General features: G+C 66.3%; 12 protein-coding genes and 1 pseudogene. 3 read left to right on the top strand and 10 right to left on the bottom strand.

The genetic code is table 11. The features are described 5' to 3' along the window. Positions 1 to 6: 6 nt before the first annotated feature. On the bottom strand, positions 7 to 1,425 hold the full coding sequence (locus tag KVT32_RS02500; protein ID WP_217617646.1) for a hypothetical protein: 1,419 nt from the start codon (positions 1,423 to 1,425) through the stop codon (positions 7 to 9). A 148-nt stretch (positions 1,426 to 1,573) separates the two neighbouring features. On the opposite strand from KVT32_RS02500, the gene KVT32_RS02495 reads away from it, so the two are divergent. Further along, complete coding sequence (locus tag KVT32_RS02495; protein ID WP_227741240.1) at positions 1,574 to 2,035, top strand: surface-adhesin E family protein; 462 nt, start codon at positions 1,574 to 1,576, stop codon at positions 2,033 to 2,035. A 29-nt stretch (positions 2,036 to 2,064) separates the two neighbouring features. On the opposite strand, the gene KVT32_RS02490 is transcribed toward KVT32_RS02495, so the two are convergent. After that, positions 2,065 to 3,360 carry an O-acetylhomoserine aminocarboxypropyltransferase/cysteine synthase family protein gene (locus tag KVT32_RS02490; protein WP_128828269.1) on the bottom strand — a complete coding sequence of 432 codons (1,296 nt, stop codon included), beginning with the start codon at positions 3,358 to 3,360 and terminating at the stop codon, positions 2,065 to 2,067. Between the two features lie 36 nt (positions 3,361 to 3,396). Next, complete coding sequence (locus KVT32_RS02485) at positions 3,397 to 4,536, bottom strand: aminotransferase class V-fold PLP-dependent enzyme (RefSeq protein WP_217617645.1); 1,140 nt, start codon at positions 4,534 to 4,536, stop codon at positions 3,397 to 3,399. 168 nt (positions 4,537 to 4,704) lie between these two features. On the opposite strand from KVT32_RS02485, the gene KVT32_RS02480 reads away from it, so the two are divergent. Both KVT32_RS02480 and KVT32_RS02475 read left to right on the top strand, forming a co-directional pair. Continuing rightward, positions 4,705 to 5,727, top strand: coding sequence for an amino acid ABC transporter substrate-binding protein (locus tag KVT32_RS02480; protein WP_217617644.1), 1,023 nt, complete (start codon positions 4,705 to 4,707; stop codon positions 5,725 to 5,727). Between the two features lie 160 nt (positions 5,728 to 5,887). Next, entirely contained in the window at positions 5,888 to 8,059 is a 2,172-nt protein-coding gene (locus tag KVT32_RS02475; protein ID WP_217617643.1) for an ABC transporter permease subunit, read from the top strand. 12 nt (positions 8,060 to 8,071) lie between these two features. On the opposite strand, the gene KVT32_RS02470 is transcribed toward KVT32_RS02475, so the two are convergent. The 7 genes and pseudogenes from KVT32_RS02470 to KVT32_RS02440 all read right to left on the bottom strand — a co-directional run bounded on the left by KVT32_RS02470 (position 8,072) and on the right by KVT32_RS02440 (position 14,390). Then, complete coding sequence (locus KVT32_RS02470; RefSeq protein ID WP_217617642.1) at positions 8,072 to 8,536, bottom strand: SCP2 domain-containing protein; 465 nt, start codon at positions 8,534 to 8,536, stop codon at positions 8,072 to 8,074. Continuing rightward, a complete protein-coding gene (locus KVT32_RS02465) occupies positions 8,533 to 9,426 on the bottom strand; it encodes a U32 family peptidase (protein ID WP_227741385.1) in 894 nt (297 codons plus the stop codon). Before KVT32_RS02465 ends, KVT32_RS02470 begins: the two co-directional genes overlap by 4 nt. Continuing rightward, positions 9,423 to 10,439 (bottom strand): peptidase U32 family protein, encoded by a 1,017-nt coding sequence (locus KVT32_RS02460; RefSeq protein WP_056318371.1) that lies wholly within the window; start codon positions 10,437 to 10,439, stop codon positions 9,423 to 9,425. The genes KVT32_RS02465 and KVT32_RS02460 overlap by 4 nt, the downstream gene beginning before the upstream one ends. 83 nt (positions 10,440 to 10,522) lie before the next feature. After that, positions 10,523 to 11,185: a response regulator transcription factor gene (locus KVT32_RS02455; RefSeq protein WP_056318368.1), complete on the bottom strand. Its 663-nt coding sequence runs from the start codon at positions 11,183 to 11,185 to the stop codon at positions 10,523 to 10,525. A gap of 14 nt (positions 11,186 to 11,199) precedes the next feature. Then, positions 11,200 to 13,138: pseudogene (locus tag KVT32_RS02450) on the bottom strand (type IV pili methyl-accepting chemotaxis transducer N-terminal domain-containing protein). A gap of 92 nt (positions 13,139 to 13,230) precedes the next feature. Next, positions 13,231 to 13,728 carry a molybdopterin-guanine dinucleotide biosynthesis protein B gene (gene mobB, locus KVT32_RS02445; RefSeq protein WP_056318363.1) on the bottom strand — a complete coding sequence of 166 codons (498 nt, stop codon included), beginning with the start codon at positions 13,726 to 13,728 and terminating at the stop codon, positions 13,231 to 13,233. Continuing rightward, entirely contained in the window at positions 13,725 to 14,390 is a 666-nt protein-coding gene (locus KVT32_RS02440) for a carbonic anhydrase (protein ID WP_056318361.1), read from the bottom strand. Before KVT32_RS02440 ends, mobB begins: the two co-directional genes overlap by 4 nt.

The raw sequence follows: 14,390 nt of genomic DNA, 5'->3' as shown, positions 1-14,390 counted from the left end.
TTCGACTCAGTCCAGCGGATAGCGCTGGATGACGGTCTTGCCGCCGCGCTCGGCAAGCGTCAACAGCGCGTCGCCCGTCTGGTCCAGGCCCAGCAGCCCGCGCTCCTGCGCATGCGACAACTGGAACGGCCGCCAGGAGCGGCCCTTGTCGCGGCTGTAGAAGTAGGTCTTGGTGTAGTCGGCGCCCGAGAACAGATGCTCGGCATAGGTCTTGATGACCCACGCATTGCGGCCGAACCACGCCTGCCCGATCCAGGACGAGGCGCCGCGCACATCGGGCGACCGCGACCGCTTCACCCAGGCCATCCCCGGCTTGTCCAGCTGGTAGATGCTGTCGCCCGCGGTCTCGAACACGGGCTGATCACGCGTCAAAAGCGCATGGGCATCCTGCGACGGAACCCGGGGCACCTCCGGGGTAATGCGGAACGCAGGCGAGGCGCCTTCCTGGAATTGCACCTCGAAGCGCCGCGTTTCGATCAATTGGGGCGCCTCCTGGCCTTCGGGACGCACCCGCGTGCGCCAGCTCCAGCCCACCGCCCGCGTCTCGTCCAGCGGGTACAACGACCAGCCATATCCAAGCTGCTCGACGCCGTAAGCCTTGCGGTCCCGCTCCGCCGTCTCGGCAAACTTGCGTTCGAAGGCGGCCGAATCCGGCCAGACCTGTTCCTTGAGCCGGGTCGCCGCCCAACGCTTGGCGCCGTCGCAGCTATAGAGCAGGCGCACGCCGGTCTCATGGTGCTCCAGCGCAATCGCCAGCCGGTCGGTCAGAAAAGCGGTGTGCTGCTGCGGCACGCCCAGCGTCACGTCGGGATCATAGGTCCAGGTCGCGCCCAGGTCGTCCGAACGCAGGGTGTCCCAGGCGGGCGGCTGATCGCCTTCGCCCGAACTGCGCAGCGTGCTGGTGATGAGGTACAGCGGCTGGCCGCCCGGCGCGCCGATCAGGGTCACGCCGGTATCGCCGCTGATGGAGCCCAGCAGCTCGAACACACCCGTGCCGTGGCCCCCATAAATGAGGTTGCGGGCATCGGTGGTGGTGCGGCCGGTCTGCAGCATGGTCAGGGCCAGATCGCCCTGGCCGTGGGCCAGCGTGGTGATCGCGCCGGCCTGCGCCAGCCGGATCCGCTGCTTCTGCAGACGTTCCTTCAGGGCCGGAACCTGCGTATCCAGCACGGGCGCCTGCGCCAGGCCCTCGATGTCCTTGGCGGTGACCAGAAGTTGGCCGGTCAGCAATTGGCGCTCGCCGAAACGCTGGATGGCAACCCGCGAGTATGAAGCCAGCGCGGGCCCGTTCAGCTCTCCCACGAACTCGCTGCGCGGCAGCGGATCGCCCATTGGGATGATCTGATAGATGCCCCGGGCCAGCACGGCGGCGGAGATGACCGCAAGGCCGGCGGCCACGAGTCTGATGGTCTTGGGTCCAGGCATGCTGGGCATAATGCCAGCCCCCCGCGCCGCCAGCCATTTATCGAACGGACGAAACTATAGCGCGTTGCGCCCGGTTCTCTATACTGGCGTAACGCATGCTCACGTCTTGCCGGACGCGCGCCCCTGCCCCGACACCACGGAACCGCCCATGACCGCAAGGCCTCCCTCTGCTCTATTCGCCCTGGCCCTGTTTGTCGCGGCTAGCGGCAGCCCGATCGCGCACGGCGCCGCCGCCAACGATCCGGCCTGGGTGCCGGTCGACCCGCAGGCGATGCCGGGCGTGTTCTACGACAGCCATTCGATCCGCGCCGTGTCGGAGAATCCGGCTGTCAGGGCAGTGACCGTGGCCTGGTTCTACGCCCAGCCCCGGATTTCCGAGGCCAACGGGCAGCCCTACGGTTCGGTCACCCAGCCGGTGACCATGAACTGCAGCGCCAACACGTATACGGTCACCCAGGTCTTGCACCACGCGGGCAACGACGCCACCGGGGCGATCGTCGAATCGATTCCGGTGGCGGGCATCCGCAACGCCCCCGTGACGCGCGACCCGGTGCAGCGCCGGCTGCGCGACCTGGTCTGCGCGGCCAACGGAAAAAGCGCGCGGAAATAGCGCGCTTTTCCTGTCGAAACCGCCCGGGGTCAGACCTGCGCCAGCGCCTGGTCCAGATCGGCGATCAGGTCGTCGATGTGCTCGATCCCGATGGACAGGCGCACGGTTTCCTCGCGCACGCCGGCCTTTTTCAGTTCCTCGGCATTGAGCTGGCGGTGCGTGGTGGACGCCGGATGCGTCGCCAGCGACTTGGAATCGCCAATGTTGACTAGGCGCGTGAACAGCTGCAACGCATCCTGGAAGCGCGCGCCAGCCTCGCGGCCGCCCTTCACGCCAAACGTGAATAGCCCCGGCACCTTGCCGCCCAGGTACTTCTTGGCGAGCGCATGGTCGGGATGGTCCGGCAGACCCGCGTAGTTCACCCATTCCACCTTTGAATGCTCGCGCAGGTAGCTGGCGACCTTGACCGCGTTCTCCACGATGCGGTCCACGCGCAGGGCCAGGGTCTCGATCCCCTGCAGGATCTGGAACGAGTTGAACGGCGAGATCGCGGCGCCGGTGTTGCGCAGCGGCACCACCCGGGCGCGGCCGATGTACGCGGCCGGTCCGAAGGCCTCCGTGTACACCACGCCGTGGTAGCTCACATCCGGCTCGTTCAGACGCTTGAAGCGCGCCTTGTGCTCGGCCCACGGAAACTTGCCCGAGTCGATGATGGCGCCGCCCAGGCTGGTGCCGTGTCCGCCCAGATACTTGGTCAACGACTGCACAACGATGTCGGCGCCATGCTCGATGGGACGCAGCAGGTACGGCGACGGCACGGTGTTGTCGACAATCAGCGGCAGGCCGTGGCGATGCGCCAGCTCGGCCAGCGCGGCGATGTCGGTGATGTTGCCCAAGGGGTTGCCAACCGATTCCGCGAAGATGGCCTTGGTGCGGTCGTCGATCTGCGCCTCGAAGGCGGCCAGGTCGGACGGATCGGCAAAGCGCGTGGTGATGCCGTACTGCGGCAGCGTGTGCGCAAACAGGTTGTAGGTGCCGCCATACAGCGTGCTGGACGACACGATGTTGTCGCCGGCTTCGGCAATGGTCAGGATCGCGTAGGTGACGGCGGCCTGGCCCGAGGCCAGCGCCAGCGCGGCGATGCCGCCTTCCAGGGCCGCCACGCGCTGCTCCAGCACGTCGGTGGTCGGATTCATGATGCGGGTGTAGATGTTGCCCGCGACCTTCAGGTCGAAGAGGTCCGCGCCGTGCTGCGTGTCGTCGAACGCGTAGGCCACCGTCTGGTAGATGGGTACGGCCACCGCGCGCGTGGTCGGATCGGGCCGGTAGCCGCCGTGGACAGCCACGGTTTCCAGGCGCCAGTTGGGCTTCTTCGCTTCAGTCATCAGTCTCTCCGGTAAATGCGTGTTTGAAAATTCAGATCAGGCGGCAAACGCGCGTGCGGCGCGCAGAATGCGTTCGATGACTTCATGGTTGTTGTAAGCGCCGACAGACAGGCGCACGTAACCATACTCCACGATGCTCGCCACGACACCTGCCTGCGCCAGGTGCGCAAGCGCCGCGGCGGGGTTGGCGACGCGCAGCGCCGTGGTGGTGCTGCGCACCTCGTCGCCCGGCGGCGACACCACCTGCGCGCCCAGACTCCGCAGTCCATCGCTCAGGGCCTGCGACAGCGCCAGCACCCAGGGTTCGATGCGCTCGGGCCGCGCCTGTTCGATAAGGTCCAGCGCGCCCGCCCAGCCAGCAAGGCCGGGATAGTTCAGGTTGCCCGTTTCCAGCCGGCGGGCATCCGCCGCGTCAGACACCGCCACCTGCCATTGCAGGCCGGACTTGTCCAGCGTGGTCACGCCGGACGGGCCGACGTAATGCGGATTCAACGCAGCCAGCAGCCCCGGCGACACGTGCAGCAGCCCCACCCCCAGCGGTCCCAGCATGCCCTTGTGCGCGCCGCACGCAAACGCATCGACGTGCCAGTCGTCCACCTGAGCGCGCAGCAGGCCCGCACCCTGGATGCCGTCGACCACCAGCCAGATGCCGCGCTCGGCGCAGCGGCGTCCCAGCTCCCGGATGTCGGTCCGCAGTCCGGTGCCGTACTGCACCCAGGACACCGCGATCAAACGCGTGCGGGCGTCGACGTGCTGCCACAGGTCATCCACCGTAAAACGATGCGCGCGCGCCTGCGCCACACGCACCTGCACGCCGCGCCGGCGCAGATTCAGCCATGGCAAGGCGTTCGACGGATGCTCCTGGTCGTCGACGACGAGGTTGTCGCCTTCCTGCCAGGCCAGTCCTTGCGCGACCGTGTTCAACCCCTCGGTGGTGTTTTTGGTGAACGCCAGCCGGCGCGCGTCGCCGCCGATCAGCCGCGCCAGCCGCACCCGCAACGCGTCGGCATCGCGCAGCCATTGCGGCTTGTCGCTGCGCGCATGCGTGATGCTGTCAAAGAACTCCGCCACGGCGTCCGACACCCGAGGTGACAACGGGCTGGTGTATGCAATGTTGGCGTATGCCTTGTCGCGCGTGATGGGAAACCACTGTCTGAATTCGTCCTGCCAAGCCATGCGCAACCTTCGTCGCCGGACCACCCGGCATGCGGGCATTCTAGGTATCTGGCGCGCATTCGGATAAGGCTTAGTTTTCATATTGATATGCGTATTAAGTCGCTCGGCAAGCCGCGCCCCGCCCATAGAATTCGTGCCTCTCTTGCACACAACAACCTTGGGAACAGCATGCGTTTGATTCATCTATTCAAGGCCGCGGGCGTGGCCGCCGCGATGACGCTTGCGGGCACATCGCAAGCCGGCACGGTGGACACCATCAAGAAGCGCGGAGAATTGGTCTGCGGCGTCAGCCAGGGCTCGGCAGGCTTGTCGATCGCGGACAAGCAAGGCCGCTGGACCGGCCTTGACGCGGACCTGTGCCGCGCGCTGGCGGCCGCCGTGCTGGGCGATCCGGAAAAGACCCGCTTCGTGCCGCTGAGTTCGCAGCAGCGCTTTCCAGCCCTGCAGTCCGGCGAGATCGACGTGCTGAACCGCAACACCACGATCACCTCGGGCCGCGACGCGGGGCTGGGCATCGTGTCCGCCGGCATCGTGTTCTACGACGGACAGGGCTTTTTGGTGCCGCGTAAATTGGGCGTCAAGAGCGCCACCGAACTGGAAGGCGCGCAGGTTTGCGTGCAGCCCGGCACGGTGAACGAACAAAACCTGGTCGACTACTTCAAGAAGAACAAGCTCACCTATCGCCCCGTGGTGATCGAGAACCTGGTCGAACTTGAACAGGCCTTCTATGCCGGACGCTGCGACGTCTACCTGTCGGATGCGTCCACGCTGGCCGCCAGCCGAGCGGCGCGCGCCAGCCAGCCGGACGACTTCGTCATCCTGCCCGAGCGCATCAACAAGTCGCCGCTCGGCCCCTTCGTACGCCAGGACGACCCGAACTGGGCCGCCATCGTGCGCTGGACGGTCAACGCGCTTGTCGCCGCCGAGGAGCTGGGCATCACCGCCCAGAACGCCGACAGCCAGGCGCAAAGCAGCGACGCGCAGGTGCGGCGGCTGCTGGGCGCGGACCCCGGCATTGGCAAGAGCTTTGGCCTGGACGAAACCTGGGCACGAAACGCCATCAAAGCCGTGGGCAATTATGGCCAGGTGTGGGACCGCAACCTGGGCGCTGCCACGCCGCTCAAGCTGGAGCGTGGCCTGAATGCGCAGTGGAACAAGGGCGGCCTGCTGTATTCGCCGCCGTTCCAGTGACGCGTGTCGCTTGATGCGCTTCGCGCGATGCATATCGCGTGACTCAAATTGTTTGACGCGCGTTGCTTGATGCGCACTGCTTGATGCGCACTTCATGATGATTCGCGGGCGGGCCGCCGGGTCCGCCCTTCTTGTTCCTTCCTTTGCCGCATGACCTGCCATGACCGCCACCACGCTCCCCTATCCGTTGACTGCGCCCTGGCGCCGCTGGTTGCCTGCATTGGCGTGGGGTTTGGGACTGGGCGCAATGGCCGCCATTCTGGTGCTGCACATCGAATCGGTGCAGGCCGCACGCGGTATCCAGGGCGGGTTCGGCTTCCTGCTTCAGCCAGCGGGCTTCCGCATCTCGGAAAGCCTGCTCAATGTCACGCCCGAAGATCCTTACTGGATGTCCCTTGCGGCGGGACTGGCCAATACGCTGACCGTCGCCTTCGTGGCAACACCCCTGGCGACCGTCCTGGGCGCGGGCCTGGGATTCATGGGGTTGTCGTCCAACCCGCTGGCGGCGCGCGTCGCCGCCCTTGTCATTGCCCCCTTGCGAAATACACCCGTGCTGTTGCAGCTCTTCGTCTGGTACGGGTTGCTGCTGCGCCTGCCTGACTTGCGGCAGGCATGGTCGCCGCTGCCTTCCGTGCTGCTATCCAATCGCGGGTTGGCCTTGCCCGCGCTGCATGGCTGGCTGCCTTATGCGGGCGTGGCATTGGCCGCGCTGGCGCTGGGATGGCAAGCCCGCCGCCGGTGGACCCATGCTGCGTTCACCGCCGCGTTGACCGCAATACTGACCGCCGCCGCAATCGCGTGGGCACTATTGCCGCCCATGCAGATCGACCTGCCCGTCAAGCGTGGGCTCGGCTTGCAGGGCGGCTGGCAACCCAGCATCGAATTCGCCGCCCTGACCATCGGCCTCGTGGTCTTTCACGCCGCCTACATCGCCGACATCGTGCGCGGCGCGGTGCGCGCGGTTCCCGTTGGCCTGGTCGAAGCCGGCCAGGCCATGGGTCTCACGCCTTACAAGGTGCTGCGGCTGGTGATCGCGCCCTACGCCACGCGCGTCGCGCTGCCGCCCTATGCCAACCAATGCCTGGCGCTCGTCAAGAACAGCACGCTTGCCATCGCAATCGGCTACCAGGAGCTGATGGCGGTCATCAACACGGCCATCACGCAGACGGGGCTGGCGCTGGAAGGCATTGCGCTTGCCATGGCCATTTACCTGACGTTGGCGGTCTGCCTGGGCGGCGGGCTCTCCGCCTGGAATGCGCGCAATACCCGACACGGCCCGGGCGACACGCACGGGGCGCGCCTGGGTGACCGGGCGTGCTGGGATGGCGCTGGGGGCAAGGCCAGGACGCTTCGACGCAACGCGATGTCGGCCGTTCTGACATTGCTGCTGGCCACCGTGGCCTGGTCGCTGCTCGACTGGGCAGTGCTGCGCGCTGTGTGGTCGGGCAATCCGGCGATCTGCGCGAATGCGGCGGGCGCCTGCTGGGCCGCCGTGGGCGAAAACCTGCCGCTGTTGTTCTACGGCACCATGTCCGACGCGCACCGGGGGCCGGCGCTGATCGCGTGCCTGGCGCTTTTGGCTGCCATTGCCGTCTTCCTGGGCGCACGTCACGTACCGGCGCGCCTACGCATTGCCCTATTGACTGCACTATCAAGCATTACCGTGGCAGCCCTGACGGGCTGGCCGTGGGGCGGCGACCTCATCGGCCCGCAACGCTGGGGCGGACTGCTCGTCACGTTGATTCTGGCGATCGCGGCGCTCGTTGCGGCCGTACCGCTCGCCTTCGCGCTCGCCCTGCTTCGCCGGTCAGGCAGCCCGGCAGTTTCACTGGCCGCCGCCGGTCTGATCGAAGCGGTACGCGGTGTGCCGCTGGTGACCCAGCTGCTGTTCGCGTCCTTTGTGTTGCCCATGCTGCTGGGTGGTGGCGTGTCGAAGTTCAGCATGGCGCTGGCGGCGCTGACGCTGCATACCGCTTGTGTGCTGGCCGAAGTGCTGCGCGGTGCGCTGCAGGCGATTCCGCCCGGTCAGATGATGGCTGCACGCGCCTTGGGCATGCGGCCCGCGCTGGCCTATGCGTGCGTGATCTGGCCACAGGCCCGCCGCATCGCCTCGCCCGCAGCGCTGGGTGTGTTTGTGGGCGCGGTCAAGGACACGTCGCTGGTCAGCATTATTGGCGTGTTTGACGTGCTGGGCGCGGCCAAGGCGGTGGTGGCGGGCACCGACTGGCGCCCGTATCACGTCGAGGTTTATCTGGCCGTGGCGCTGCTGTATCTGGCCGCCAGCCTGGCGCTATCGCGCGTGGCACGCCGCATGGAAGGCCGGCGTGCTTGAACAGCGGGGAGATCAGCCGCCTGCCCCGCCCTCCATGCCGCTGTTTGCGGCAGTCATGCGTTGCAGCCACGCCGGCCGGGGCGCCGCGTCCAGCCAGTTCTTGACGATCAACCCCAGTTCGGTGTCGCCGGCGATACGCAGGCGGCGCTGGAAGAACAAGGTGTCGGCATCGGTTTCTTCGCGCATGAGCGCCAGGAAGTCCGCCAGCTTTGCGCCCAGCTCAAGCTCCGCGGCGCCGTTGGACCCGCGGTTCCAGAGGGGCCGGAACGCACCATCCCGCACGACAAAGCTGCTGCGCAGACCCAGGTCTTCGACGGTGATGGCAAAGCTGCGGCCGTTCAGTTCCGCTGGCGGCTCCAGCCACTTGAGCCGGCGCGCCAGCTCAAGCCCTGCCACGAAATGCAGCGACACAAACGGGCCTGGCACGCGGCGGCCCAGCTTGGCGAACACAGGCGGCAAATTCAGGGCGGCGCTCATGCGACGGCCTCCTCAAGGCCAATGCCGGCCTTGCCGTAGTAGTAACCGTTGCAGCGGCCGATACCCGCGGGCGGCGACACCGGCTCGGGCTTGACGCCTTGCCGCATTGCATCCAGTGCGGCAATGGCCTCAAGCGTGCCCGCCGATTGCGGACTGACGCGCAGCACATCAACGCCCATTCCCGCCAGTTCCGGTGCTTCGGCCAACAGGTCCAGGCAGGCGGCCGATTGAACCTGGATGCCGTTGATGCCCAGGAACTCGCGCGATTCGCGCGTGCGCATATCCAGGCCATCGGGATGCTCGATGCAGCGAAAGCCGCAATCGTCCTTTTTCAGGCGGAAGTGCCGCGCGGTGAAGCAGCGGGCGGAAAACGCCAGCGCCATCCTGCCCCACACCATCACTTCGGCCTGCATGCCAGCGGGACGCTCTTGCAGCAGGCGTTCGAGCGTGGTGCCATCCATTTCAAGCGGCGCGACGAAGCGCACAGCGCCGCGATTGGCCAGCCAGGTCAGCGTGCCCCCGTGGTAGGCGTTGATGTGCGGACCGGCGACAAAGCCACGGCCGCTCAGGTGGCGCACCGCGCCCAACTCGCCTGCCTCGACCATGAAATCCTGCTGGTCGCAAAGCTTCTTCAAGGCGTTGGCCTCGGCGCCCGTCTCGATCAAGGTGCGGCCAGACAGCACCACCGTCTTGCCCACTGCGCGCAAGTCGCGCGCCAGTTCAAGCCAATCGTCGGCGCGCAGTTCGTGACGCCGGCTACAGACGGTCTCGCCCACGTAGATGATGTCCGCAGGACTTTCGGCCAGCGCGGCGTAGAAATCCATGGTGCGTTGGCGCGGCCAGTAGTACAGCAAGGGGCCGACAGAAATCTGGAATGGGATGGGGGTCATTTCCATGGACGTTCGAAAGCGCCTTGTGTGACTTGTGAACCCTCGGCATGGCGCGCCAGCATGGCGTTCCATTCGGGGCGCGGAGAAAAGCGCGATGCGTCCGCATGCACGCTATCCAGCGCGGCGCGCAGCGTGGACACCACCTGCGTGACATAGGCCGGGCTGCGCTGGCGCCCTTCGATCTTGATGGCCGACACGCCCATTTCCGCCAGCTTGGGCAACAGGCCGATGGCGTTCAGGCTGGTGGGTTCTTCGAGGGCGTGGTCGGCTTGTCCGTCCACTTCGAAGCGCCCCTTGCACAACGTGGGATACGCGGCGGGCTCGCCCGGTTCGTAGCGGTCGATGAGGATGCCCGACAGGCGCGCGTCCATGCGGCCGTCTTCTTCGACCCAGCGCACCGCGTGCGCGGGCGAACAGACGCCCTTGTTGTTGGGGGAATCGCCGGTGGCGTACGACGACAAGAGGCAGCGGCCCTCGGCCATGACGCACAGGCTGCCGAAGCCGAAGACCTCGACTTCGACGCTGACGTTGGCGCAGATGCGGGCAATCTCCGTCAGCGTCAGGACGCGCGGCAGGACCACACGGCGGATGCCGAACTGCTCTTTCATGAGTTCAATGGCGTCCGCGTGGGTGGCCGAGCCCTGCACCGACAGATGCAGCCGCAGGTCGGGATAGCGGTCGCTTGCGTAGGCCAGCAGTCCCGGGTCGGCCATGATGACGGCGTCGGCGCCCAGGTCGTGGGCGGCATCGACGGCGGCCTGCCATTCGGCCATGCGGCCTGCCTGCACAAAGGTGTTGATGGCAAAGAGCACATGCCGGTTGTGGCGATGCGCCAGTTCGACGCCGGCGCGGATGTCGGCTTCGGTGAAATTGAGCCCGGCGAAATTGCGGGCGTTCGTGGCGTTCTTGAGCCCGAGATAGACGGTGTCGGCGCCCGCTTCGATCGCCGCTTTCAAGGCGGCCAGACTGCCTGCCGGGGCCACGAGCTCTATGGGAGAGGTTCGAGTTTGCATGACGGCCAGTCTATGGGCCGCCCGCCCCCCGGGCCTTGTCGAAAATCAAACGGCGTGGCGCGCGCGGCGCCTTTTTGTGCTGCCTATTCCTCGGTGTACAGGCCGCGCTCCACGGCATAGACAGCGACCTGCACACGGCTCGTCAGATTGAGCTTCTTCAGCACATTCTGCACATGGATCTTCACGGTGCTTTCGCTCACGTCCAGTTCGCGCGCGATGACCTTGTTGCTGGCCCCGCGCGCCAGCCATTGCACGATCTGGGTTTCACGCGCGGTAAGACGATGGCGCTCGGCCGACCCGGGCGGCGGCGGCGTCTGGCTGGCCTGACCGCGGAACTGTTCGACCAGCTTGGCCGTCATGCTATCGGCAATGACGGCTTCGCCGTTGGCGGCGCGGCGGATGGCGGACACCAGCGCATCCGCGTCGATGTTCTTGACGAGATAGCCGCGAGCGCCGTCGCGCAGCGCCTGGCCAAGCTCATCGGCCTCTTCCGAGACGGTCAGGATGATGACCGCGCAATTGGGCAGGTCCTGCGTCAGCAGCTGCAGCGTTTCCAGCCCCGACAGGCCGGGCAGGTTCAGGTCAAGCAGCACGACGTCGGGTTTGAGTTCCTTGGCGCGCTTTATGCCTTCGACGCCGTCGCCCGCCTCGGCCACGACCTCGAAGTCGGGCTGGCGCTGCAACAGCAGGCGGACACCGGAGCGGAACAGGGTGTGGTCGTCGATGAGCAGGATGCGGATGGTCATGATGGGCAAGGATGTCAGGCTGCCTGGCGTTCGGCGCCAGGCAAGGTGAGCGCCACGCGCGTGCCGGCGCCGGGCTGCGATTCGAGTTTTATCACGGCGCGCATGCGGGCGGCGCGCTCGCGCATGATGTGCAGGCCGACATGGGATTCGCCCCGTTCGGCGACATCGGCCGGGTCGTAGCCCTGGCCATCGTCCGAAATCAGCAAGGTGAAATCCCGGCCGTTCTCAACGGCGATCCGCACGCGGCTGGCTTCCGAGTGCTTGCGCACATTGGACAGCGCTTCCTGCAGAATGAACAGCACCTGCAACTGCTGCTCCGGCTGCAACGGCGCGCCCTCGCCCTGGGTGAACGTCAGGTCGGTCTCGATGGCGGTCTGGCGGCGAAAACGCGAAACTGTGTCCTCGATGGCGGCTTGCAGGTCGCCTTGCGACAACTTGCTGCGGAAGTTGGTCAACAGTTCGCGCACGTCCTGATAGCTTTCGTCCACGCCGGTGCGCAAGAGCGGCAGGATCTCGCTGACTTCTTCCTCATCGCCGCGCTTGATGGCGGCATCGAGCATCTGCAATTGCAGGTTCAGGAAATTCAGGCCTTGGGCAAGGCTGTCGTGCAGGCCCTGCGCCACCAGCCCGCGCTCCTGCACGACGGCCAATTGGCGCGCCTGCGCGCTCAGGCGCCGGTTGTCCAGCGCCACGCCCAGGTGCTGGCCCAGCGTTTCCAGCAGCTGCGACTCCCGACGCGGCCAGGCGGCGGTGCGTACGGAAATGCAGCGAATACGAGCCCAGCACTTCGTCACGCGTCACGATGCGAAACACCGCCACGCTGGCAAAGCCCTCGCGCTGGCAGTTCAGATCCAGTTCGGGTGGCGACTGGCGGAAGTCCTGGATGACGATCACGCCCGCCTTGCGCGTGGCGACACCGCAATAGCAGTCGTCGACCTTCATGCAGTGTTCGGACTCGACCAATTCTTCGGACAGGCCCACGGACACCACGAGGTTCAGCTTTTCGTTGTTGGGATCCAGTGCCCGGATGCTGCCTGCTTCGGCATCGAACTGCAGCATCACGCGGCGCAGGAAACCATCGCACATGGCCTCGATTTCATTGGGCTGGTTCAGGAATGCCGCCATGTCATACAGCGCCCCGATGTCGCGGTTCTGAGCGGCCAGCTGCGCCGTCTTCTGCTCGACCCGCTGCTCCAGGCTGGTGTACAGGTCCTGCAGCTCGTCCGCCATGCGGTTGTAGCCGCGGGCCAGCACGCCGAACTCGTCCTGGCTTTCGACCGGCAGTCGCGTGCTGAATTCGCGATCGGCCATGCGCTGCAGGCCGTCGCGCAGACGCAGCACCGGTGAAATGATCCACAGATACAGCAGGTAGATCATGGCAAGCGTGCCCGCGCTGGCGATTGCCGCCAACACGCCCTGCGACAGCCGCAGCGACGTGGTCTTGCCGGCGTTGTCCTGTTCGATCATCCGGACCAGCGTATCAGCGCGCGCCACGAACTCGGGCAACGTTTCCAGATAGCTTGATGCGTCCGGCTGGCCAATGGCGCGCAGCGCCGCCGGCTTCATGATGTCGCGCCAGTACGCGGCCACGTCGTGCCATTGCGCGCGGATGGCGTTGTCGTTGGGAATGAAGAGCGGCCGCGCGGGGTTGCCCCGTGCCAGGCGCGCGATGGTGTCGTCCAGAATGGCAACTTGTTCGGTGGTGCGCACTTCGCGCCCGGCCTGCGGCCGCATCAGTTCGACGGCGACGCGATTGGCTCGCATCCGCAGGCTGCCGGTATCGTTGATGGCAGCGCCCGCGCCTTCCAGTTGCCAGGACAGCCACAGCGTCCAGCTCACCATGGACAGCACCACGACCAGCGCCAGCAGCGAGCTTGCCACGATGCGCGTGGACAGGCGGTGCCGAGGCGACGGCAGCACGTCGGAGGGAGTGGCGGTATTCGAGGACTTCATGGGTGTCGGGGCGAAAAGCGCGGATCGGGTATCAGTGTAGTCGCTTCCCGCCCGCCTTCCGGCGCGATTGCGCGCGTTTTAGCCCCATGCGATCAGGCCAAACCGAGGGTGCGGCACAGAAAATCGGCAACTTGGGCGGGGTCGTTCAGGGGCAGGCACGGCAAGGCGATCTCAAGCGGCGCATCCGTCACGACGGCCAGGAATGAAGGATCTTCGGTGTGCAGCGGCGGCTTGCCCAGCGCCGGACGGTAGACCTCGATACGCGGGATCGCGGCCTGCTTGAAGCCCTCGACCAGCACCAGATCGGCGGGCGACAAGCGTGCCAGTTGGGCCTCAAGCGTGGGTTCCGGCGTGTCGCGCAGTTCATGCACGATGGCATACCGGTATGGCGAGGCAATCATGACTTCCTGCGCGCCCGCAGTCCGAAAGCGCGCGCTGTCCTTGCCGGGGGGCTCCATCTGAAAATCATGATGGCTGTGTTTGATGACGTTCACCCGCAGGCCGCGCGCGCCGAGCAGCGGCAGCATGGCCTCGATCAGGGTGGTCTTGCCGCTGCCGGAGCGGCCGGCGATACCGAATACGGGAGTCATACGAGTGCGGGTTCCGTCAGCAAGGGACATACGATGGGCAAAAACGTGTCCGCCCGCGGGGAGTATGCCAGCAAAGCGCCCGCCACCAGGTCGAAATACCACCCGTGCAGGGACAGGCTGCCCGCGTCAACCGCCCGCCGCACGAAAGGCAGGTCCTCCAGGTTGCGCAGCGAGATCAGAATGGAAGCCTGTTCGCAGGCGCGCCGGCGCTCTTCCTTGGTGGCGTCCGGCATCTGCCGCAGCACCTGCTCGCGCGCGGGTTCGGCGATGTCCATCCAGCGCCCAAGATAGTCGGTCTCGCCGTCGCGGCGGATGCCGCGCTCCATCAGTGCCCGAATCCCGCCGCATTGGGCGTGTCCCAGCACGATGATGCGGCTGACCTGCAACTGTTCGACGGCAAACTGGATTGCTGCCAGGACGCCTTGAAGGCCGCGGTCCTTGCTGCACGGCGGCACCAGATTGGCCACATTGCGCACGGTAAAGATGTCGCCGGGATCACAACCGAGCAGCATGGCCGGGTCCACGCGGGAATCGCAACAGCCGATCAGCAATGTGCTGGGATGCTGGCCGTCGCGCAGGTTGCGATACAGCGACGGCGCGTCTTCGTAGTACTGTTGCTGAAAGCGCTGGAAGCCGCCAACCAGTCGTTCAAGATCCTGCAT

Source organism: Achromobacter sp. GbtcB20 (genome assembly GCF_019091095.1).
GTDB classification, from domain to species: Bacteria; Pseudomonadota; Gammaproteobacteria; order Burkholderiales; family Burkholderiaceae_B; genus Achromobacter; species Achromobacter mucicolens.
This window is presented reverse-complemented; position numbering and strand designations above follow the sequence as displayed.